The sequence below is a fragment of the Telluria sp. AIW5 genome, from assembly GCF_056680575.1.
In genome coordinates this window covers 1,966,606-1,988,075 of sequence record NZ_CM155289.1, presented here as the reverse complement: position 1 = coordinate 1,988,075, position 21,470 = coordinate 1,966,606, and the positions used below count along the sequence as shown (strand labels likewise).

23 protein-coding genes and 1 tRNA gene are annotated in these 21,470 nt (G+C 62.7%); 11 read left to right on the top strand and 13 right to left on the bottom strand.

What is annotated here, in order from left to right; all coding sequences use genetic code 11:
* Positions 1–183 precede the first annotated feature (183 nt).
* The 6 genes from AC1MEM_RS08765 to AC1MEM_RS08740 all read right to left on the bottom strand — a co-directional run bounded on the left by AC1MEM_RS08765 (position 184) and on the right by AC1MEM_RS08740 (position 5,465).
* Positions 184–906, bottom strand: coding sequence for an ABC transporter ATP-binding protein (locus AC1MEM_RS08765; RefSeq protein WP_499476657.1), 723 nt, complete (start codon positions 904–906; stop codon positions 184–186).
* Positions 906–1,673: an ABC transporter ATP-binding protein gene (locus AC1MEM_RS08760; protein WP_499476656.1), complete on the bottom strand. Its 768-nt coding sequence runs from the start codon at positions 1,671–1,673 to the stop codon at positions 906–908. Before AC1MEM_RS08760 ends, AC1MEM_RS08765 begins: the two co-directional genes overlap by 1 nt.
* Before the next feature lie 13 nt (positions 1,674–1,686).
* Complete coding sequence (locus tag AC1MEM_RS08755; RefSeq protein WP_499476655.1) at positions 1,687–2,901, bottom strand: ABC transporter permease subunit; 1,215 nt, start codon at positions 2,899–2,901, stop codon at positions 1,687–1,689.
* A 10-nt stretch (positions 2,902–2,911) separates the two neighbouring features.
* Positions 2,912–3,847: a branched-chain amino acid ABC transporter permease gene (locus AC1MEM_RS08750; RefSeq protein ID WP_499476654.1), complete on the bottom strand. Its 936-nt coding sequence runs from the start codon at positions 3,845–3,847 to the stop codon at positions 2,912–2,914.
* A gap of 203 nt (positions 3,848–4,050) precedes the next feature.
* On the bottom strand, positions 4,051–4,998 hold the full coding sequence (gene ispH / locus AC1MEM_RS08745; RefSeq protein ID WP_499476652.1) for a 4-hydroxy-3-methylbut-2-enyl diphosphate reductase: 948 nt from the start codon (positions 4,996–4,998) through the stop codon (positions 4,051–4,053).
* Between the two features lie 11 nt (positions 4,999–5,009).
* Positions 5,010–5,465: an FKBP-type peptidyl-prolyl cis-trans isomerase gene (locus AC1MEM_RS08740; RefSeq protein WP_499476651.1), complete on the bottom strand. Its 456-nt coding sequence runs from the start codon at positions 5,463–5,465 to the stop codon at positions 5,010–5,012.
* Between the two features lie 188 nt (positions 5,466–5,653).
* On the opposite strand from AC1MEM_RS08740, the gene AC1MEM_RS08735 reads away from it, so the two are divergent.
* From AC1MEM_RS08735 to AC1MEM_RS08705, 7 genes are all read left to right on the top strand, one after another.
* The gene (locus tag AC1MEM_RS08735) at positions 5,654–6,013 is read left to right on the top strand and encodes a TetR/AcrR family transcriptional regulator (RefSeq protein WP_499476650.1); all 360 of its coding nucleotides are present in this window, start codon (positions 5,654–5,656) and stop codon (positions 6,011–6,013) included.
* Between the two features lie 10 nt (positions 6,014–6,023).
* The gene (locus AC1MEM_RS08730; protein ID WP_499476648.1) at positions 6,024–6,377 is read left to right on the top strand and encodes a hypothetical protein; all 354 of its coding nucleotides are present in this window, start codon (positions 6,024–6,026) and stop codon (positions 6,375–6,377) included.
* An 84-nt stretch (positions 6,378–6,461) separates the two neighbouring features.
* On the top strand, positions 6,462–6,947 hold the full coding sequence (locus AC1MEM_RS08725; protein WP_499476647.1) for an RDD family protein: 486 nt from the start codon (positions 6,462–6,464) through the stop codon (positions 6,945–6,947).
* Positions 6,948–7,039: 92 nt separating this feature from the next.
* On the top strand, positions 7,040–7,711 hold the full coding sequence (gene radC / locus AC1MEM_RS08720) for a RadC family protein (protein WP_499476645.1): 672 nt from the start codon (positions 7,040–7,042) through the stop codon (positions 7,709–7,711).
* Positions 7,712–7,885: 174 nt separating this feature from the next.
* On the top strand, positions 7,886–8,122 hold the full coding sequence (rpmB, locus tag AC1MEM_RS08715) for a 50S ribosomal protein L28 (RefSeq protein WP_379784994.1): 237 nt from the start codon (positions 7,886–7,888) through the stop codon (positions 8,120–8,122).
* Positions 8,123–8,135: 13 nt separating this feature from the next.
* Positions 8,136–8,303, top strand: a complete 168-nt coding sequence (gene rpmG / locus AC1MEM_RS08710) for a 50S ribosomal protein L33 (protein ID WP_056157216.1) — start codon at positions 8,136–8,138, stop codon at positions 8,301–8,303.
* A gap of 141 nt (positions 8,304–8,444) precedes the next feature.
* On the top strand, positions 8,445–9,488 hold the full coding sequence (locus tag AC1MEM_RS08705) for a lysozyme inhibitor LprI family protein (RefSeq protein WP_499476644.1): 1,044 nt from the start codon (positions 8,445–8,447) through the stop codon (positions 9,486–9,488).
* A gap of 230 nt (positions 9,489–9,718) precedes the next feature.
* Here the strand turns inward: AC1MEM_RS08705 and AC1MEM_RS08700 are convergent, their stop codons facing one another.
* From AC1MEM_RS08700 to AC1MEM_RS08680, 5 genes are all read right to left on the bottom strand, one after another.
* Entirely contained in the window at positions 9,719–10,927 is a 1,209-nt protein-coding gene (locus tag AC1MEM_RS08700; protein WP_499476643.1) for a DesA family fatty acid desaturase, read from the bottom strand.
* A gap of 198 nt (positions 10,928–11,125) precedes the next feature.
* Positions 11,126–12,400: a mechanosensitive ion channel family protein gene (locus AC1MEM_RS08695; RefSeq protein ID WP_499476641.1), complete on the bottom strand. Its 1,275-nt coding sequence runs from the start codon at positions 12,398–12,400 to the stop codon at positions 11,126–11,128.
* 18 nt (positions 12,401–12,418) lie between these two features.
* The gene (locus AC1MEM_RS08690; protein WP_499476639.1) at positions 12,419–13,750 is read right to left on the bottom strand and encodes an RsmB/NOP family class I SAM-dependent RNA methyltransferase; all 1,332 of its coding nucleotides are present in this window, start codon (positions 13,748–13,750) and stop codon (positions 12,419–12,421) included.
* Between the two features lie 15 nt (positions 13,751–13,765).
* The gene (purN, locus tag AC1MEM_RS08685) at positions 13,766–14,398 is read right to left on the bottom strand and encodes a phosphoribosylglycinamide formyltransferase (protein WP_499476638.1); all 633 of its coding nucleotides are present in this window, start codon (positions 14,396–14,398) and stop codon (positions 13,766–13,768) included.
* Positions 14,399–14,456: 58 nt separating this feature from the next.
* Positions 14,457–14,876, bottom strand: a complete 420-nt coding sequence (locus tag AC1MEM_RS08680) for a barstar family protein (RefSeq protein WP_499476637.1) — start codon at positions 14,874–14,876, stop codon at positions 14,457–14,459.
* A gap of 366 nt (positions 14,877–15,242) precedes the next feature.
* On the opposite strand from AC1MEM_RS08680, the gene AC1MEM_RS08675 reads away from it, so the two are divergent.
* The 4 genes from AC1MEM_RS08675 to AC1MEM_RS08660 all read left to right on the top strand — a co-directional run bounded on the left by AC1MEM_RS08675 (position 15,243) and on the right by AC1MEM_RS08660 (position 18,627).
* Positions 15,243–15,755 carry a glycine zipper 2TM domain-containing protein gene (locus AC1MEM_RS08675; RefSeq protein WP_499476636.1) on the top strand — a complete coding sequence of 171 codons (513 nt, stop codon included), beginning with the start codon at positions 15,243–15,245 and terminating at the stop codon, positions 15,753–15,755.
* Positions 15,756–15,867: 112 nt separating this feature from the next.
* On the top strand, positions 15,868–16,650 hold the full coding sequence (locus AC1MEM_RS08670) for a spermine/spermidine synthase domain-containing protein (protein WP_499476635.1): 783 nt from the start codon (positions 15,868–15,870) through the stop codon (positions 16,648–16,650).
* 19 nt (positions 16,651–16,669) lie between these two features.
* Positions 16,670–18,493 (top strand): type IV pilus assembly ATPase TfpB, encoded by a 1,824-nt coding sequence (gene tfpB, locus AC1MEM_RS08665; protein ID WP_499476634.1) that lies wholly within the window; start codon positions 16,670–16,672, stop codon positions 18,491–18,493.
* Positions 18,494–18,551: 58 nt separating this feature from the next.
* Positions 18,552–18,627 (top strand) — tRNA-Lys (locus AC1MEM_RS08660).
* 176 nt (positions 18,628–18,803) lie between these two features.
* Here the strand turns inward: AC1MEM_RS08660 and AC1MEM_RS08655 are convergent.
* Both AC1MEM_RS08655 and AC1MEM_RS08650 read right to left on the bottom strand, forming a co-directional pair.
* Positions 18,804–19,340 carry a GYD domain-containing protein gene (locus AC1MEM_RS08655; protein ID WP_499476633.1) on the bottom strand — a complete coding sequence of 179 codons (537 nt, stop codon included), beginning with the start codon at positions 19,338–19,340 and terminating at the stop codon, positions 18,804–18,806.
* 333 nt (positions 19,341–19,673) lie between these two features.
* The gene (locus AC1MEM_RS08650; RefSeq protein ID WP_499476632.1) at positions 19,674–21,308 is read right to left on the bottom strand and encodes a methyl-accepting chemotaxis protein; all 1,635 of its coding nucleotides are present in this window, start codon (positions 21,306–21,308) and stop codon (positions 19,674–19,676) included.
* Positions 21,309–21,470: the final 162 nt, after the last annotated feature.

Here is a 21,470-nt window from a genome sequence, read left to right as displayed (position 1 = left end):
GCGGCCTTTTTTGTTTGTTCTGCGTGGCCGTCCGGGGACAGGGCCAACGCAATTCGTGTGGCCGGGTAAGCGTGGGCATGCTCACCCTACGGTACGCAACCGTTAGTGGTTGGCCATTGCGCACCGTAGGGCGGGCATGCCCGCGCGGGGCAACCCACGCATTACGGCGCCGCGCCTTTCCAATCACTCGCCCAGGTACGCCGCCTGCACGCGCGGATCGTTCAGCATCGCCTGCGCGTTCCCTGTCATCGTGATCAAGCCCGAATCCATCACATAACCGCGGTTCGCCGCCTGCAGCGCCAGCTTCGCATTCTGCTCGACCAGCAAAATCGTGATGCCCTGCTTCGACACGTCCCGAATCACCTCGAAAATCTTCTCGACCATGATCGGCGCCAGGCCCATCGACGGCTCGTCCAGCAGCAGCAAGGTCGGGTGGCACATCAAGGCGCGCGCCATGGCGAGCATCTGCTGCTCGCCGCCGGACAGGGTCCCGGCCAGCTGGCCGGCACGTTCCTTCAGCCGCGGAAAGACGCCGAACCATTTGTCGATATCGGCCTCGATCGCCGCCTTGTCGTCGCGTGTGTACGCACCCATCAACAGGTTCTCGTGGATCGTCATGCGGGTAAACACGCCCCGCCCTTCCGGCACCATGGCAAGCTTCTGCTGCACGAGGCGGAACGATTGCGTCCCTTGCAAGGGTTTACCCAGGTAGGACATCGTCCCTTCGACCTTGCACGCCGGCAGCGTGCCGGTGATCGCCTTCAGGGTCGTCGTCTTGCCGGCGCCATTCGCACCGATCAGGGTAACCAGTTCGCCCTTGTTGACCTCCAGGTCGATGCCCTTGACCGCCTTGATGCCGCCATACGCCACCTTCAGCCCGGCAATTTTGAGAATGTTTTCGCTCATTAGTGGGCACCTCCCAGGTAGGCCGCGATCACCACCGGATCCTTCTGGATCTCGGCCGGCACGCCTTCGGCGATGCGTTTGCCGTACTCGAGCACGGTAATCCGGTCGCACAGGCCCATCATCAGTTTCACGTCGTGTTCGATCAGCAGCACGGTCTTGCCGCCCGCCTTGATTTTCACGAGCAGCTCGCGCAGCGCCAGTTTTTCGGTGGCGTTCATGCCGGCCGCAGGCTCGTCCAGGGCCAGCAGCTGCGGATCGGTCGCCAGTGCGCGCGCAATTTCCAGGCGGCGCTGGTCGCCGTAGGAGAGGTATTTCGCCGTGCGGCTGCCGAACTGGCCGATGCCGACAAAGTCCAATAATTCCTGCGCCCGCGCACGGATCGACGCTTCTTCCTCGCGCGCCGCCTTGTGGCGGAAGATGGCGCCGAACACGCCCTGCTTCGAGCGCACGTGGCGCCCGACCATCACATTCTCCAGCGCCGTCATCTCGCCGAACAGGCGGATGTTCTGGAAGGTGCGCGCGATGCCCGCCTTCGCGACCGCATGCGGCGCCGAGGGAGAATACGGTTTGCCGGCCAGTTCGAAACGGCCGCTGTCGGGCTGGTACAAACCGGTGATGACGTTGAAGAAGGTGGTCTTGCCGGCGCCGTTCGGGCCGATCAGGCCGACGATCTGGCCGGGGCGGATCTGGATGCCGACATCGGTCAAGGCCTGCAGCCCGCCGAAGCGTTTATTCACGCCGGAAATATTCAAAAGAAATTCGCTCATCGATATCAGCGCCTCAGACGGCCGCCGCCTCCTGTTCGTCGTCGCGGGCCAGCGCCGCGTTCGGGCGCTCTTCCCGGTTCGGCGAGGGCCACACGCCGGCCGGACGCACCAGCATGATGCCCACCAGCGCCAGGCCGTAGAGCAGCTGGCGCAGCACTTCGGCTTCGATGATGACTTTGCCGAACATCGCCATTTGCGCCGGCTCGACGACGTGGCGCAGCACTTCGGGCAAGGCCGCGAGCAGGACGCCGCCCAGCACCACACCCGGGATGTGGCCGATACCGCCCAGCACCACCATCGCCAGCACGGCGATCGATTCGGTCAGCGAGAACGATTCCGGGGAAACGAAGCCCTGGAAGGCGGCGAACATCGCGCCGGCGACGCCGCCGAACGAGGCGCCCATCGAGAAGGCCAGCAGCTTGACGTTGCGGGTATTGATGCCCATCGCCTTGGCGGCGATTTCGTCTTCGCGGATCGCGACCCAGGCCCGGCCCAGGCGCGAATGCTGCAGGCGGCTGGTGATGAAGATGGTCGCGATGCACAAGGCCAGGAAGAGGAAATAATAGGCGTTCACCGAGGGCATGCCGTAGCCGCCGATGTACACCGTCGATTGCGAGCCCGCCTCGCCGGCGAGGGACACGCCGAAGATGCGGATCGGATCGATCATGTTGATGCCCTGCGGCCCGTTCGTGAAATTGATCGGGTCGTTCAGGTTGTTCATGAAAATGCGGATGATCTCGCCGAAACCGAGCGTGACGATGGCGAGATAGTCGCCGCGCAGTTTCAGCGTCGGCGCCCCCAGGAGCGCGCCGAACAGCGCGGCCACGAGCCCGGCCAGCGGCACGATCGCCCAGACCGACAGGTGGATGCCGTTTTGCTGGATGTCGGGGCCGAACACGGCGACCAGCGATTCGCCGATCGCCGGATGGTAATTCACCACCGATTCCAGCAAGGCCGCGAACTGCGGCGAGGAAAACAGCCCGGTGAGGTAGGCACCGACCGCGAAGAAGGCGATGTAGCCGAGGTCGAGCAGGCCGGCGAAGCCGACCACGATATTCAGGCCGAGCGCCAGCATGATGTAGAGCAGCGCGATGTCGATGATGCGTACCCAGGAATTACCGAACTGGGCGGCAAAGAAGGGGAAAGCCAGCATCAGGGCCAGCAGCAGGCCCATCGTGACGTAAGCCTGGCGCTTGTTGTGGTGGACGTCGAAGGAGAGAAGTGCCATGGTCGCTCCCTTATGCGCGGTCGGCCACACGCTCGCCCATGATGCCGGACGGACGCAGGGTGAGCACCAGGATCAGCACCACGAAGGCGAAGATGTCCTGGTAATGGCTGCCGAGGAAGCCCCCGGTCAGGTCGCCGATATAGCCGGCGCCGAGCGCCTCGATGATGCCGAGTAAAAGGCCGCCGATCATGGCGCCGTAGATATTTCCGATACCACCCAGCACCGCCGCGCAGAACGCTTTCAGGCCCGGCAGCACGCCCATGGTAAATGTGATCGAGGCATAGTTCGCGCCCCACATCACGCCGGCGACGGCTGCCAGCGCGGCGCCGATGGCGAAGGTGGCGACGATGACGCTGTTCGAGTCCACGCCCATCAGGCCGGCCACGCGCGGGTTCTCGGCCACGGCGCGCATCGCACGCCCCATCTTGGTGCGCTCGACCAGGAACACGAGCCCCACCATGGCCAGCGCGGCGAGCACCAGCAGCAGCACCTGGGTCTGCGAAATCATCGCGCCGCCCAGCATGATCGGGTCGGAGGACAGCAGTTGCGGGAAAGCCAGCGGGCTGCGGCCCCACCATGGCATGGCCATGACGAAGGTTTGCAGCAGGATCGAGACGCCGATCGCGGTGATCAGGGGCGCCAGCCGCGGCGCGTTGCGCAGGCGGCGGTAGGCAATCCGTTCAATGAGAACGTTCACCAGCATCGCAACGGGAATCGCGCCGAGGATGGCAATGGCAAGCTGGACGAAGCCGGGCAAGCCAGGGAAATGGAGTTCGAGCAGTTGCAGGATTGACAGGCCGACCATCGCCCCGATCATCAGGACGTCGCCGTGGGCGAAATTGATGAGGTTCAGCACCCCGTAGACCATCGTGTACCCGAGCGCGACCAGTGCATACATGCTGCCTAGCACCAGCCCGTTGAGTATCTGCTGGACAAAAGTCTCCATCGTTTCCGCACCTCTATATTTCGATAACAAAAACGGCACCCCGGAGAATCCCGAAGTGCCGCTCCTTGACCTGCCTTTGCTTTCAGCAGGGGAAAACAGTTGCCACGACAAACATTCCGAGCGTCGCCATCATAGCGAGCTTTTTGAAAAACTAACAACGGAATATTACTGGGGCTCCTGTGTTATCGAAATACTTGCAAGACTTATGCCACCTCGGTACGGGCGCCGTCGAGACCTTTCGGCAGCGGGAAGGTCACGTGCTCCTCCACGCCTTCAAGCGCGCGCACGCTGGCCGCGCCGAGTTCCTTCAGGCGGTCGATGACGGCCTGGACCAGCACTTCCGGGGCCGAGGCGCCGGCGGTGAGGCCGATGCGCTTTTTGCCGGCGATCCACTGCGGGTCGATCAAGTCGGCCCGGTCGACCATGTAGGCCGGCGTGCCCAGCTTGTCGGCCAGCTCGCGCAGGCGGTTCGAGTTCGAGCTGTTCGGGCTGCCGACGACGATCACCACTTCCACCTGCGGCGCCATGAATTTCACGGCTTCCTGGCGGTTGGTGGTGGCGTAGCAGATGTCGCCCTTCTTCGGCTCCATGATGTTCGGGAAACGCGCCTTCAAGGCTGCGATGATCTCGGCGGTGTCGTCGACCGACAAGGTCGTCTGCGAGACATAGGCCAGCAGGTCGGGATTGGCGACCTGCAGCTTCGCCACGTCGTCGACGGTTTCGACCAGGTGCATGCCCTCTTCCGCCTGGCCCATCGTGCCTTCCACTTCGGGGTGGCCGTCGTGGCCGATCATGACGATCTCGGCGCCCTGCTTGCGCATCTTCGACACTTCCACGTGCACCTTGGTCACCAGCGGGCAGGTGGCGTCGAAAATGGTGAGGCCGCGCGATTCGGCTTCCAGGCGCACCGCTTTCGAGACGCCGTGGGCCGAGAACACGAGCGTATTGCCGGCCGGGACGTCGTCGAGCTCTTCGATGAAGATCGCGCCTTTATTACGCAGGTCTTCCACGACATAGGCGTTGTGGACGATCTCGTGGCGCACGTAGATCGGCGCGCCGAACTGCTGCAGGGCACGTTCGACGATCTCGATGGCACGGTCGACGCCGGCGCAAAAGCCGCGCGGCTGGGCAAGCAGAATCTCGTTTTCCATAGTCACTCCTGTTACAGGACCGAAATCAGTTTCACTTCGAAGTGCAAGTCCTGGCCGGCGAGCGGGTGGTTGAAGTCGAACAGGGCGGCATCCTCGCGCATCTCGCGCAGCATGCCGGCAAAGCGCCCGCCGCCCGGTGCGGCGAAGTCGACCAGGTCGCCCGCCTTGTAGTCGGCGTCCGGCACCGAGTTGGCGTCGAGCGTCGCTTTCGAGACCCACTGGATCAGCTCGGGATTGCGGTCGCCGAAACCTTCGGCGGCGCTCAAGGTGAAGGTCTTGTGTTCGCCTTCAGCCATGCCGAGCAGGCGCTCCTCGAGGAAAGGCGCGAGCTGGCCCTGGCCCAGCATCAGCGTGGCCGGATTGGTGCCGAAGGTGGTGACGATATCCGTGCCGTCCGCGCCGGCAAGGCGGTAGTGCAGGGTCAGGTAGGCCGATTCGGTGACGACAGCAGGGGAAACGTTGGACATGGTTTTCGTTGTGGCGGGCAAACCGCTATTGTAAGCCACCACTGCCATTCCCGCCTCCAGGCGCCGCTTTTTTTGGCAGGCAAACCACGCGGGCCGGATTATTTACCGATCGTTCCAGAATTGTTGTTGACTGACCGTTCCATAATCATCAGAATGGACTTGTCAATGCAAGCATCAGGATCGAACACATGGCACGACCGAGGAATTTTGCCGAAGACGCCGTCCTGGCCGAGGCCGCCGTTATCTTTGCGCGCCTGGGCTACAACGGGGCGTCGATCGACGACTTGCTGGCGGCCACCGGCCTGCAACGCGGCAGCCTGTACAAGGCGTTCGGCTCGAAGCGCAACCTGTTCGAAAAGGTGCTGGCCGGCGCGCTCGCCCCGGGCTGGACGACGCGGCCTGCCGCCATTGACCTCCTGATCGTCGCATTGAAAGAATTGGTCCCGGGCGATGCGCCCATTGCCGGGCTGTGCCGGCTGGCGATCGCCGAATCGGGGCTTGACACCGCGCACCTGCTGGGCGCGCGCCTGCTGGAACACCTGAACTGAAAGGATAGCCATGCCCGTACTCGAATTGACGAAGGACGAACTGGTGGTGCACCTGAGCGCATGGGAGGCGGTGGCCTCGGTGCACCGGAGCCTGCGCATCCCGCTGGCGAACGTGCGCGGCGCCACCGAGGACGAGGGCTTTCGCGGCCGCGAACTCGGCCTGCGCGCGCCGGGGACGGGCTTGCCGGGCGTCCTGCACGCCGGCACCTTTTACAAGGATGGGGACCGGCAATTCGTCTTCATTGGCCCGAACACCCATCCGGTCGTCATCGAACTGGCGAACGAGAAATGGAACCGCATCGTGCTGGGCGTGGAGGACGCGCGCAGCACGGCCGACGAGGTGAGCCGCGCCATCAAGCCATAAAAGGCGCTTCCATTGCGCCTCTGCGCGCATGATGCTACCGTGGCTCGCCGCGGCCGCTCCGGCCGCGCTTCCTGGAGCATGACAGTGGTCGATGAAACGCAATACGAATACGCCGGCTTTTGGGCGCGCGTCGGCGCCGCACTGATCGATACGATATTGGTGTCGTTCCTCACGATACCGCTCGTGCGGATGATCTACGGCAGCGACGACGCAATCAGCGGACTGCTCGTCCACGGACCGGCGGACTTCCTCATTTCCATTGTGCTGCCGGCCGTTGCGGTCGTTGCCTTCTGGGTAGCTCGCGGGGCGACACCCGGCAAGATGGCGATTTCCGCCCAGGTCGTCGATGCCCGCACCGGCAACAAACCCTCGGTCGGCCAGTCGATCGGGCGCTATCTCGGCTATTACGTGTCGACGATCCCGCTCGGCCTCGGCTTGCTGTGGGTCGCGATCGACCCGAAGAAACAGGGCTGGCACGACAAGCTGGCCGGCACGGTCGTCATCCGGCGCAAGGGCGGCGCGACCGAGCCCGTCAGTTTCGAGCGGTCCGGCAAGGACATGCCCAAGTAACAGCTTCCCTGCCGCACCCCAGAGGAAGATCAGAACGGCGCCTCGCCGGATGCCCATAATCGGCCCTCCCCTTTTCATGACTGCGGAGCGTTATGGGCATCAACGACTGGCCGGAACAGGACCGGCCGCGCGAACGGCTGGCGCGCGAAGGATCGGCGGCCTTGTCGAACGCCGAATTGCTGGCGATTTTCTTGCGCGTCGGCGTACGCGGGCGCAGTGCCGTCGAACTCGGCGGCCACATGCTGGCGCATTTCGGCTCGCTCCAGCGCCTGTTGCACGCCACGCCCCAGGAGTTCTCGCAGCTACACGGCCTCGGCCTGGCCAAGTACGCGCAGCTGCAGGCGGTCATGGAATTATCGCGCCGCGCGATCTCGGAAGAATTCTTCCGGCAGGCGCTGTGTTCGCCCGACGTCGTCAAAGCCTATTTGCGCGGCAAGTTCGGCTTGCAGGCCTACGAATCCTTCGTGGTCCTGTTCGTCGACGTGAAGAACCGCCTGATCGACGCCCAGGAAATGTTTCGTGGCACGCTGACCCATACCAGCGTCTACCCCAGGGAGGTCGTGATGGCGGCGCTGCGGCGCAACGCCTCGGGCGTGATGCTGGCGCACAACCACCCTTCCGGGGTGGCGGACCCGAGCGACGCCGACCTGCAGCTGACGCGTGCGCTGGCGCAGGCGCTGGCCCTCATCGATGTGCGCGTGCTCGACCATTTTGTGGTCGCCGGGACACAGGTGCATTCCTTCGCGGAGCATGGCCAGCTCTAGTGTTTCGTTCAATTACCTGCGTCAAAACAAGGGCCTGGCACCGATTTTACAATTGTTAAATCAAAGAGGAGGCTTAAGACACAATTGTTTTCTGCAAGTGATTGATTCCGCGATGGTTTTCACGCTATACTCTCGTTTTTCCGAATTCGGAAGTTTATCTTTAAGGAGTGCGCTATGGCACGTGTCTGCCAAGTTACTGGCAAGGGTCCGATGGTTGGCAACAACGTCTCCCACGCAAACAACAAAACGAAACGCCGTTTCCTGCCTAACCTGCAGAACCGTCGCATCTACGTCGAATCCGAAAACCGCTGGGTCTCGCTGCGTTTGTCGAACGCCGGCCTGCGCGTCATCGACAAGCTGGGCATCGACGCAGTCCTGGTCGACATGCGCGCTCGTGGCGAAAAAGTCTAATTAGGGAGCTATCATGGCAAAAACTGGCCGCGACAAAATCAAGCTGGAATCGACCGCAGGTACTGGTCACTTCTACACCACCACCAAAAACAAGCGCACGATGCCGGCGAAGATGGAAATCATCAAGTTCGACCCAAAGGCACGTAAGCACGTTGCGTACAAGGAAACCAAGATCAAGTAATCGATCCTGGAGCTGTACAAGAAAAGCCGCCCACGCAAGTGTGCGGCTTTTTTGTTTATGCGCCGGATGTGACAATTGGTGCATTTTTAGCAAGAACCGCCGCGTATAGTGGAGGGGTTTCGAACCCGACATTCCCTTCCCATGCATCGCCTTCACGTCCTCCGCCCCGCTGCCCTGGCCGCCCTGCTGCTGTGGGCGGGCGCCACGCAAGCAGGCCAGGCCGCCGTGCCGTATCCGAACACCGAAGGCTTCGGGATCGACTTCAGCAAGAGCGAGGACTGGTACAGACTATGCATGCGGGTCGAGCACCTCGCGCGGCCACGCCCCCCTGTCGCCAGCAATCGCTGCGACGCCACCGAACTGTACTACCTGAAACGCGACCAGGAAACCACGTCGAATGGCGAGTGGCGCCAGGTCCTGGAATGTGCGGAAGCCGGCGGCGACGACGCCGTCCTGATGATGTTGTACGCAAACGGTTACGGCGTGGCGCGCGACGCCGACCGCGCTATCCACCACGCCTGCCGGCTCGACACGGCCAAGGCGGAAATGGAAGGACGCGTCTCCTGGCTGGCCTCGAATGCCGCCGCGCATGACAGCCAGGCCTTCGACCTGTGCGACCACGTCACCAGCCGGCGCATGGGTGCGGTGTGCGCCGGCATCCGCGAAGGACGCGCCGAGCGCGTGCGCAACGCGCGCCTGGAGCGCTTTGCCGCCACCTTGCCACCTGCGGGGCGCGGGGCCTTCGTACGCTTGAGGAAGGCAGCCGACGCATTTGCGCAGAAATCGGCCGGCGAAGTCGATATGACGGGTTCGGGCGCCGCCGGGTTTGTCGTCCAGAACGTCGCGCACAAGAAAAAAGAATTCCACGAGACGCTGCTGGCTGCGGCGCAGGGCACCGTCGCCCAGGCAAGCGCGGCGCAGCTCGAGCAGCTGGACCGCGAACTGAACCTGGAATACGAGAAGCGCATGGCCACGTCGTCCGTCCAGGACGGGCAGCCTGGGCGCCTCGGCGGTTCGACGGCAAGGCGCGAGAACGTGCGCGCCACCGAGCGCGCCTGGCTCGCCTACCGCGATGCGTGGGAACCATTTATGGCCGTAGCGGGCCTGCCGGCCGACGCGGTATCGATCAAGGTATTGCTGACGCGCCAGCGCATCGCGCAGTTGCAACAAATCCGGCACCCATAAAAAAACGGCTCCCGAAGGAGTAATGCCGTTCAGTTAAGCGCGGATGAGCTGTCCTCGCCAGCATAACGCGCGGGCATGCCCGCCCTACGGTGCGCCACCGTCGTCATTGTTGGTCGAGACCGCTGTGTAACGTAGGGCGGGCATGCCCGCGCGTTGACCTCAAGAACAAAGGCCGCTCCGATTTGAATCGAAGCGGCCTTCTTAACTGAATTTCATTACAGCGTCGACGCTTACGCGTAGCTGCGCAGTCGCAGCGAGAACTCCTGCAGCGACTTGATGCCCGAAGCTTCGGCACGCGCGCACCAGTCCTGCAGCTGGTGCAGCAGCTGGTCGCGGGTCGAATGCGAACGTTCCCAGATCGCGCCCAGTTCCACGCGCATCTGGTGCATCGTTTCCAGCGCCTTGCTGTGCTTGAACAACTCGATCAGCTGTTCTTTTTGCGACAGTTCCAGCTTGGCCGGCTCGCGTTGCAGCAGCTTGCGCGACGTTTTGAGGAAACGCTTTTCCAGCTCGGCCTTGTCTTTCAGGTGGTCCAGCTCTTCGCGGAAGGCAAGCTTGACCGACTTGGCATACTTCGCCATCACGTCGTAGCGGTTGGTGATCACCGACTGCAGCGTGTCGTGGTCGGCAACCGTCTTGCTCTTCGTGAACCTCGGCTCCGGCGCGACTTTCTTCACTTTCGCCAGGCCCATCATCTCCAGGGCACGGATATAGCCCCAGCCGAGGTCGATCTCATACCACTTGCTCGACAGCTTGGCCGAGGTGGCATGGGTGTGGTGGTTGTTGTGCAGTTCTTCGCCGCCGATCAGGATGCCCCACGGGAAAACGTTGGTCGCGGCATCGCTACAGTCGTAGTTGCGGTAACCCCACCAGTGGCCCAGGCCATTGATGATGCCGGCTGCCGTGATCGGAATCCACAGCATCTGGATCGCCCAGATGGTGATGCCGATGACGCCGAACAGCACAAAATTGATCACCAGCAGCGCGGCGACGCCGAACCAGCTGTACTTGGTGTACAGGTTGCGCTCGATCCAGTCGTCCGGGGTGCCGTGGCCATATTTCGCCATCGTTTCCAGGTTCTTGCTTTCGGCACGGTAGAGTTCCGCGCCTTCGAGCAACACTTTCTTGATGCCGCGGGTCACCGGGCTGTGCGGATCTTCCTCGGTATCGCATTTGGCGTGGTGCTTGCGGTGGATGGCCGCCCATTCCTTGGTCACCTGGCCAGTGGTCAGCCACAGCCAGAAGCGGAAGAAATGGCTCGGGATCGCGTGCAGTTCCAGGGCGCGGTGCGCCTGGTGGCGGTGCAGGTAAATCGTCACGCTGGCGATCGTGATGTGCGTCACGATGAGCGTGTACAGAACGACTTCCCAGCCGCTCAAGCCGATGAGGCCGGTATTCAGGAATTCCAATACGGAATGCAGGATGTTGCTAAAGCTCATTAAGGCTCCAAAGTAATCGCTTGTCTAAGGCACGCCGTCTTTTCTGGGAGAAGGTCGCGAGGGGCCGGCCGCACGGATCGCCCGGCCGCCGGATCGCCAAGCACGCATTCTACGCACTTCCAGTGACGCACGGCACGACGAACGCACGTAAATTGCGCTACAGCGCAAAATGTGCGCCACATCCATGCCAGATGTGCACTAAACCTGGGGGAACTGTGGCGGCAAACCCAAACGAATGGCGCCAGAGTGCACCAGCGCGTAGATGTTCTTGTTGACCGCGGAGATGACGCTGCCCGTCCCCTTTTCCGGATCGATGATCGAAAAACCGAGTTCCAGCTCGTAGCCGGCGGGTCCGAAGGCGTTCAGCTGCACCGACGGCGCCGGGTCGGCGATGACGCGCTCGACATTGTCGGCCTGGCGCACCAGCAGCGTCATGACCTCGTCGAGGTCGCTGTCGTAGGCGACCGTGATCCGCGTGTTCAGGCGCACGGCCTTGTTGGTGCCCGCCTGGTTGAGCACGACGCCCGTGATCAGCATTTCGTTCGGCAGCAAGGTCTGGGTGCCGTCGAGCGCCTGCAGGACCGTGGTGCGGGTGTTGATGCGCGCCACGCGGCCGGCGTATTTGTCGACCGTGATCGGGTCGCCAATCGACAGGCTGCGTTCCAGCAAAATAATGAAGCCGGACACGTAGTTACTGGCAATTCTCTGCATGCCGAGACCGAGGCCGACGCCAAGGGCGCCACCGAAGACCGACAGCACCGTCAGGTCGAGGCCGACCAGGTTCAGGCTCACCAGTACGGAGACCAGGATCAGCAGCGCCCGGCCCATGCGCGCCAACACGACGCGCGATGAGGTATGCAGGCCTTCCAGTCCCATCAGCCGCTCTTCGAGCGCGGCGCCGGCCCACAAGGCCAGCATCATCAAGACGACGATCGAAAAGGCGCCTTGCAGGATCTCGAGCAGGGTCGCCTTGTGTTTGCCGACGCCGATCGGCAGGACTTTGCCATCAAGGAATTCGATGATGTCCGGCCACAAGCCGGTCAGGTACAGCGCGACCGCAAGCCACACGAGCAGCGCCAGGATTTTCTCGAAGGTTTTGAGGGCGCTGCCGAGCGGACCATGCCGCGCGAACACCCGGCGCAGCATGTAGAACACGATGCGGATCAGGGCCATCGAGGTGAACAGCGGCAAGGCCACGCGCAGCAGGTGCACGCTCTGGTGCCGCTGCATGGCAAGTTTCGCGCCCCACACCAGCGCCGCGATCAGGAGCGGCGCCAGCACGCGCCCAAAACCTTCCACGCCGAGGCGGTGGATGGCGTTCTGCGAATCGAATTCGTGCAGCCAGTTGCGCCGGATGACGTGCGACAAGAGCAGGCCAAGGAGAACCGCTCCGACGATGGCCAGTGCCTGCCACAGGATGCGTGGATTGCTGATGTCTTGCAGCAGGTCCTGTAGCAGGTCGGTTAACGGCATCTGGGCGCGGCTCCGCGATTACTCAGCAGCAGTATCGTCGGCAGCGGCGTCTTCCGCCTGGGCGGCCTCGGCCTTCGGCTTTTTCGGCGCCATTGGCTTACGCTCGAGCACGGCGGCGAAGAAGCCGTCGGTGCCGTGCTTGTGCGGCAGCAGTTTCAGGTACTGGTCCATCTCGAGCTCGATCTTCTGCTCGGCCAGCACCTTGCTCATCGGCACCAGATCGAAATCCGGATGCGAGGCGAGGAATTGCTCGACGATGAAGTCGTTCTCTTCGTTCAGCAGCGAGCAAGTGGCATACACGAGACGGCCGCCGCCCTTGAGCAGGCGCGCGGCGCCGTCCAGGATCGATGCCTGCTTTTCCTGCATCTCGGCCACGGCGCTTTCCGGCTGGCGCCATTTGACGTCCGGGTTGCGGCGCAGGGTGCCGAGGCCGGAACACGGGGCGTCGACCAGCACGCGGTCGATCTTGCCCGCCAGGCGCTTGATCTTGGCATCGCGCTCATGGGCGATCAGCACCGGATGCACGTTCGACAGGCCACTGCGCGCGAGGCGCGGCTTCAGCTTCGACAGGCGCTTTTCCGACACGTCGAAGGCGTACAGGCGGCCGGTGTTGCGCATGGTTGCGCCGAGGGCCAGGGTCTTGCCGCCGGCGCCGGCACAGAAGTCGACCACCATTTCGCCGCGGCGCGCGGCCACGATCTGGGCCAGCACCTGGCTGCCCTCGTCCTGCACCTCGATCGCGCCTTCCTTGAACAGCGGCAGGTTCTGCAGCGTCGGCTTTTTCTTGACGCGCAGGCCGAGCGGCGAGTACGGGGTCGGCTCGGCGATGATCGGTGCCTCGGCCAGCTTGGCGATGACCTCGTCGCGGTTGGCCTTGATCGAATTGACACGCAGGTCGAGCGGCGCCGGCGTGTTCAGCACGGCGGTCAGTTGCTGTGCATCCGCTTCGCCGTATTGGGCGACGAGCTTGTCGTACAGCCACTGCGGCATGTTCGCGCGCATCAGTGGCGACAGCAGGCTGCGGTCGATCTCGTTGATGCGGGTCAGGAAGGCGGTTTCCTCTTCGGTCAGGCCGCTGAGCGACTCGAGCCCGGCCGTTTCGCAGAGGCCGAGCAAGGCCAGGCGGCGCATCGATGCGCCCTGGCCGCTACCGCCGGCGAAATCGGTGAAGAAAGTTTTGTTACGCAACACGGCATACACCGCTTCGGCGACGGCGCCGCGCTCGCGCGAACCGAGACGCTGGTGGTCCTTGAAGTAACGCGACAGGGTGACGTCGGCCGGGGCCGTAAAGCGCAAGATCTCGCGCAATACCTCTTCGGTACTGCCGAGAATTGCTGGTGGCAATCTCATGTAAATCCTTGAATATTAAATGCTTGTGATGTCGGCGAGGCGCGTGTCCAGCACGCGTACTTCGCCATGTTCGATACTGAGCCTGTCCTCGACGAACAGGCGTACGGCATAGGGGTAGAGCTTGTGTTCCTCGACCAGCACGCGCGCGGCGAGCGTGTCTTCGGTATCGCCCGCCAGCACGGCGACGCGGGCCTGGGCGACAACCGGACCGTGATCCAGTTCCGCCGTCACGAAATGCACCGTCGCGCCATGTTCGGGCACCTTCGCCTCGATTGCCTGGCGGTGCGTCGCCAGGCCGGGGAAGGCCGGCAGCAGCGACGGGTGGATGTTCAGCATGCGCCCGGCGTAGTGTTCAACGAAGGGCGCGGTCAGGATCCGCATGAAGCCGGCCAGCACGACCAGGTCTGGAGCAAAACGGTCGATTTCCTGCTGCAGGGCCGCGTCGAACCCGGCGCGGCTCGCAAACTCCTTGCTCGGCACGACCGCGGTCGGGATGCCGTGTGCTTGCGCGAAGGCCAGTCCCCCGGCGTCGGGCCGGTTGCTGATCACTGCCGCGATGCAGGCCGGCCACCCTTCCGACTGCGCCGCACGGACGACCGCTTCCATGTTGCTGCCGCGGCCGGAAATGAGGATGACGATGTTTTTCATAGCGCGCATTGTACCGCAAGCCCCCATGCCAACGAGAGCCCGGGGATGCCCGCCAGCCTTACCGCGGCGCCGTCAGGTCGACTTCGAAGGAATAGAAAACGCGGAACGGGACTTTCTTTTCGGCCCAGAATTCGGCTGCGTCGCGGAACACGTCAAGCAGGGTCTCGCGCGCTTCCTTGTCGAATTTCTGGGTACTCGGCAATTGCTCGAGCACGACCAGGAAACCGGGCTGGGGACCGGCCTCGGACACCGTATTGGTCAGGCACAGACGCAGGGCATCGAAGTTCTTGCTGCAGGGCTTGGGGAAATAAAAATTCTCGCCGATGCGGGCGCATACCTGTTGCTTGGTCAGCGTATTCGCGCAATGCGCGTACAGGAAATGGTGCCCCAGACGCACCGCCTCCTCCTGCAGGTCCGGCACACGGTAGGCGCGAATGGACTGCACAAGATTGGACGGTACTCTCATCAACATACTCATTTTTCCCTCAAGTCGACCTGGTGGTTGGTTCGAATCGCCGGGCGGTTCACCATGCGCGCCCAGGCATAACGCTGTTCTCCTAAATCGTTTCCACGCGCCAATAACCCTAGGCCTGTAAGGGTAACGTTTTGTGGTAGCCGAAGCAACCCGAATGTGTCCGCAGGGCGTAAATATGAAAGAAACTGCCGCTTTTTGCGCGGATTCGGGCCTGTTTGGCATGTTTTCTCATTCTGGTGGCCCTGCTTCGGTATATGCACCGCTGTTACATTTTGTTGCCACACAGATTGTCCGAGACGTCGGGACGGGATTAACATACATGGGTGGACGTGAATTACCCTAATTGAAGCACCAACGACGAGGTTCTACATGAACAAGCAAACCAAACTGATGATTTCCGCTCTTGGACTGTGCGCTTTGCCGCTGGCCCAGGCTGCCGACTTCGAAGACTTCGGCCGCGTGGTGCGGGTACAGCCGCGCGTCGAACAGATCCGCCAGCCGCGCCAGGAATGCCGCACCGAATACCAGCAGGTACCGGTCCAGCAGCAACGTAGCGCCGGCGGCTCGATCGTCGGCGGCATTGCCGGCGCCCTGCTCGGCAGCCAGGTCGGCGGCGGCAACGGTAAAGTCGCGGCAACCGCGGCCGGCGCCATCGCCGGCGCCGTGGTCGGCGACCGTGTCGATAACAATGGCCGCCAGGATTACAACGGCGTGCAGGAGCAGGCCGTGCGCCAATGCCGCACCGTCGACGCCTTCGAGCAGCGCACCACTGGCTACGACGTGACCTACGAATACCGCGGCCAGAATCACACCGCCTTCATGCAGCGCGACCCGGGCAACCGTATCCGCCTGCACGTGTCGGTCGAGCCGGCGCAGTACTGATTGCTACCGGCGGGGAGAACGCCCCCTCCTTCTCCACGCCGACCTCTTCCCGTTGCGCTTGCGCAGCGGGAACCCCTGCCGTGATAATAGGACGATTCAATCAGGTCGCCCTATGCTCATCAAACGCAAGTCCATCGAACAAGCCGAATCCTCGCGCCGTCCTGCGCGCAAACCCAAATTCGCCCCCGTGACATTGTCCGAACAGGACGGTGTACGCTATCTCCACTTCGGTACCGAATGGGTGCAGGGGGCCATGCGCATCCGCAAACCCGACTGGCCGGAACTCGAATACGCCCAGCAGATGATGGCCTGGATGCTGTTCCTCGAAGCACCGCGCCACATCGTCCAGCTCGGCCTCGGTTCGGCCACGCTCACCAAATACTGCTACCGCCAGTTTCCCGAAGCGCAGGTGACGGCGGTCGAACTCAATCCATCGGTCATTGCCATCTGCAACACGATGTTCAAGCTGCCGCCGCAGGACGAGCGCCTGCAGATCCTGGAGATGGACGCCCTCGATTTCGTCGAGGATCCAGCACATCACGGCTTGTTCGACGTGCTCCAGTGCGATTTGTACGACGCCACCGCGCGCGGCCCGGTACTCGACACGCCCGAGTTCTACGCGGCCTGCAACGACTGCCTCACCGAGCACGGCATCATGACGGTCAACCTGTTCGGCGACCACCCGAGCTACAACAAGAACATCAAGGCGATGAAGTTCGCGTTCGACCACGTGATCTGCCTGCCCGAAGTGCACGACGGGAACGTCGTGGCGCTCTGCTTCAAGACGCGCCCGGAGCGCGACAGTGCGGCCCTGGCCGCGCGCGCGGCGCAGATCCTTGCCGCCACCAAGTTGCCGGCGAAATCCTGGGTCAAGGGTATCGAAGCGTCGCAATAAACTGCAAGAAGGAGGGAACATGAACGCCAACGCACCCCAGCCCGCTTCCCTCCCCCGCAGCCCCGCGCGGCCGCGCCGGCTCGACCTGCAAACCATTTTCTCGTGGCTGCTGGCCGACGGCATCGTCGAAAAGGACAAGGTCAAGGCGCATTTCGCCCAAGCCCAGGGCATCTTGAAAAATGCGGCAAGCTCGATGCACGCGCTGACCAGCGTCGCCCAGTGCAAGCTGGTTTCGCACCAGCCGCCGCATCGCCTGCTCACGCTCGACATCCTCACCGAATGGTGCGCGGCCAAGGTCGGCCTGCCCTTCATCCGTATCGATCCATTGAAGATCGATTTCACCAGGGTGGCCGACGTGATGTCGGCCAGCTATGCGGCGCGTTTCAATATCCTGCCGGTCGACATTACCGCAAGCACGCTGACGGTGGCGACGGCCGACCCGTTCTCGACCGAATGGGAAGCGGAGATCGCCAAACTGTCGCGCCGGCGCATCGAACTGGTGCTGGCCAATCCACTCGATATCTCGCAATACATTTCCCAGTTCTTCAGCCTGGCGAAATCGATCCGCGACGCCAGCAAGACCAACGCCCAGGACCTGGCGCTGCGCAGCAACTTCGAGCAGCTGGTCGAACTGGGCAAGGCGAATAAACAGTTCGACGCCAACGACCAGCACATCGTCAACATCGTCGACTGGCTGTGGGGCTATGCCTTCGAACAGCGCGCCTCCGACATCCACCTGGAACCAAAGCGCGAGATTGCGGTCATCCGCTTCCGCATCGACGGCGTGCTGCACCAGGTCTACCAGGTGCCGGCGGCCGTGATGCTGGCGATGACGGCCCGCATCAAGCTGCTGGGCCGGATGGACGTCATCGAAAAGCGCCGCCCGCAAGATGGCCGCATCAAAACCCGTACGGCAACGGGCCAGGAAGTCGAGCTGCGCCTGTCGACGATGCCGACCGCCTTCGGCGAGAAACTGGTGATGCGTATTTTCGATCCGGAAGTCGTGGTCAAGACCTTGCCCGAACTCGGTTTCCCGCCGGACGATGCGGCGCGCTGGGATGCGCTGACGAACCGTCCGCACGGCATCATCCTCGTCACCGGACCGACGGGTTCCGGCAAGACGACGACGCTGTACACGACCTTGAAGGCGCTGGCGACGAATGAAGTGAATGTCTGCACCGTCGAAGACCCGATCGAGATGGTCGAGGCCTCATTCAACCAGATGCAGGTGCAGCCCGGCATCGACCTCTCCTTCGCCGACGGCGTCCGCGCGCTGATGCGGCAAGATCCGGACATCATCATGGTCGGCGAAATCCGTGACCTGGCCACCGCCGAGATGGCGATCCAGGCCGCCCTGACGGGCCACCTCGTGCTGTCCACCCTGCACACGAACGACGCGCCTTCGGCCGTGATGCGCCTGCTGGAGCTGGGCGTGCCCGATTACCTGCTGGAAGCAACGCTGATCGGTGTGATGGCCCAGCGCCTCGTGCGCACCCTGTGCCCGGACTGCAAGGCGCCCGACGGCGAGCTGAGCGACGACGTCTGGCAAAGTTTGGGGGGATCGTGGAACTTGCCGAAGCCGGCGACGGTCTATCGTCCCATCGGCTGTCCCGAATGCCGGCAGACGGGTTATCGCGGGCGTACCGGGCTGTATGAATTGCTGACCGTGTCCGAGGAATTCACGCGGCGGATCGGCGAGGCGGCCGACCTGGCGGGGCTGCGTCAGCAGAGCGTTTTGGATGGCATGAAGCCACTGCGAATTGCCGGCGCGATGAAGATCATCGAGGGTGCGACGACGGCCGAGGAAGTGCTGAAGGTGACGGCGGCGCTGTCGGTTTCTTGAGTTGCCTTGGTTGGCACTAGCGCAAACGGCAATCGCCGGCTATAATGCTGCCTCTTTCGGGTCGTTAGCTCAGCTGGTAGAGCAGCGGACTTTTAATCCGTTGGTCGCAGGTTCGAATCCCGCACGGCCTACCACGAATTACCAAGAAGCCCACGAATTTCGGTTCGTGGGCTTTTTGCGTTCTGGTCGCTCTCTGGTCGCTTCGGAAAACGTCTGGTCTCATCTGCTCCGCAGCAAGTGGTTTTTCCCTCTGACCGCGCAGGTCCAAATCAGCTCTGACACGGGGAAATGACCTGTTTAATATTCCCGTTCATTCATTTCCACCTTGCGCACCTGACGCAAGATGCCCGCCCTCGCCTTCCCAGTTGACGACCTCGGGGGCCATGTCATAGCCCGGTGGACGATAGGTCACGGTCTTGGTCACGGCTGCATCGATTTCCTGGGGCGTCAGCAGCACCGTCGTTTTGCACGTGGTGACGCCGGCGGCATCGACCCTGAGCGCCAGCGCCGCGGCAGTGGCGTTGTCGGGAAGCTCGCCGATGATGACGACATCTCTGTCGCCGAACACGAAATAAAAGGCTTCGACCTTCCCGCCTAGCGAGTGGAATAACTGATCGACAGCCTCACGCCGCCGCGTGCCGCCTTCCTTCAGCAGGCCATTGATCCCCTCGTTGAGATAGCTCGCTTCAACCAGATACTTAGCCATGTGAGGTCCTTCCAGAATGACGTTCTCGACGGAAGAATTCGCTTCATACACTTGCCAGCGGTGCTCGGCCGCCGCCGTGTCGCCCCAGCCGCCGGTTTGCGTGGACCGATGTTTGACAGTTCGTTGGGCGCGGCGGTTCAACCAGCGCGCGTGTGAGCAGCAAACTGGGTTCGCGCTCGTGGCTATCGCTCTGGCTGCCGAATTGCGTGGGGTTTGGAACGGCTACCCTACCATTTGGAAAAGGGGTTCCGGTCGCTCTCTGGTCAGGCCGGAGCAAATACGGTCAGGGTGAGTCCATCACGGTCACGTTGTCGCTGAGCCCGGCCAGAATGAGCTCATTCATCCAGGAGCCTCGCAGAACACGGACATATCTCGCGCAACCGGATAACATGGTGGAACAGAAACCGGACCATCGCGACAGCCATTGGCACTTTTAATATCGATGCCAGCGTGAGTAGCGCTCGGTCGAAGGCCTTACACCCGATCGAGCAAGGCATCCCCCGCCTTGTCATGCGCGCGACCGCCTGCGATTGCGGGAAGTGTCCCGACCGGGTGAGGCCCGCCGGCCAGGCGGAACCGGGACACCACCGCCGCCAGTTGCGCGGCCTCTTCCTGCAAAGCGCCCGCCGCAGCAGCTGCCTCCTCGACCAGCGCGGCGTTGCGCTGGGTAGTTGCGTCGATTTGACCGATGGCCTTGTTGATTTCCTCGATACCGGAACGCTGCTCCACGCTGGAAGCCGAGATTTCACCGACCACCTCGCTCACATTGCGTACGCTGGCCACGACCTGCTCCATGGTACGGCCGGCCTGCTGCACCAGCACCGTGCCGGAATTCATCTGCTGCACCGAATCCCCGATCAACTGTTTGATCTCTTTGGCGGCCATGGCGCTGCGCTGCGCCAGGTTGCGCACCTCCGAGGCCACGACCGCGAATCCACGTCCCTGTTCGCCGGCGCGCGCGGCCTCCACCGCCGCGTTCAGCGCAAGGATATTGGTCTGGAAGGCGATCCCGTCGATGACACCGATGATGTCGACGATCTTGCGCGACGCCGCACCGATCGCCACCATGGTCGTGATCACCTCGCCCACGACTTTGCCGCCGTCGGCCGCCACGCTTGACGCCGACTGCGCCAGTTGCTCGGCGAGGCGCGCATTGTCGGCGTTCTGCCGCACGGTGGCCGTCAGCTCTTCCATGGCTGACGCGGTTTCCTCCAGCGAGCTGGCCTGGCCCTCGGTGCGGGACGACAGGTCCATGTTGCCGCTGGCGATCTGCGCCGATGCGGTGGCGATCGCATCGGTCGAGCCACGTACCTGGCCCACCACGCGCGCCAGGCTTTCGTTCATGTCGCGCAAGGAGCTCATGACCATGCCGGTTTCATCGCGGCTGCCGACGTCGATAACGGCCGTCAAGTCGCCGTGCGCAACGCGCTGCGCCACACTGACCGCTTCGTTCAGCGGCCCCGCAACCATGCGCGCCACCCACACCGCCAGCAGCAGGCCGACGCCGACCAACAGCGCCAGTGCGCCGATGATCAGCTTGCGCGACATGCTGAAAATCTGCTCCGCCGCCTGTTCGGATGCATTGCTGCCCTCGTCATTGTGCCTGGCCAGCGCTTCGAATTCTTCGTTGATCGCGCGATAGATCTTGTTGGACGCTCCCTTGAACACCGCCCGTGCTTCATTCTTGTTGCCTGCATGCGAGAGTGCAGTCAGCTTGCTACTTTCCGCCATGTAGGCATCCAGGTCCTGCAGGAACGCTGCATAAATGCGTTGTTCCTCGGGATCCGACACCAGGGCGGCCAGCGATTCCTGCTGCTTGCGCATGGTGTCGCGGCGGGTGGAAAGTGCCTTGTCGGCGGCGTTCATCCCGGCCTCGTCTTCCTGCAAGATATGGGTGGCCTCCGAAATCCTGAAGCGCGCCAGCGAAGTCTGCACCTCGCCGATGTGGCGGGTGGCGGGCATCCAGTTTTTGGCAATATCGGTCGATGAGTTGCTCACCTTGACCAGCTGGACGATCGAAAATATGCCCATCACACACGTCATCGCGATCACGAGCGCGAACGCAAGCAGCAACTTGTTGGCAATTTTCAGGTGGTGGAACCAGTACATCGATGTCTCCCATTTTTTAGTTATGGATGCGTTTGTTGTAGTTGCATCTCAACTTGATTATTGGGGGATGATGCTTTCAGTAGGCTTTCAGTTGCGAAATAGCAACACCACTTATAAGAAAGCAATTCAGGGAAGGATTTGTTTCGTCAGGAACTGTCATTC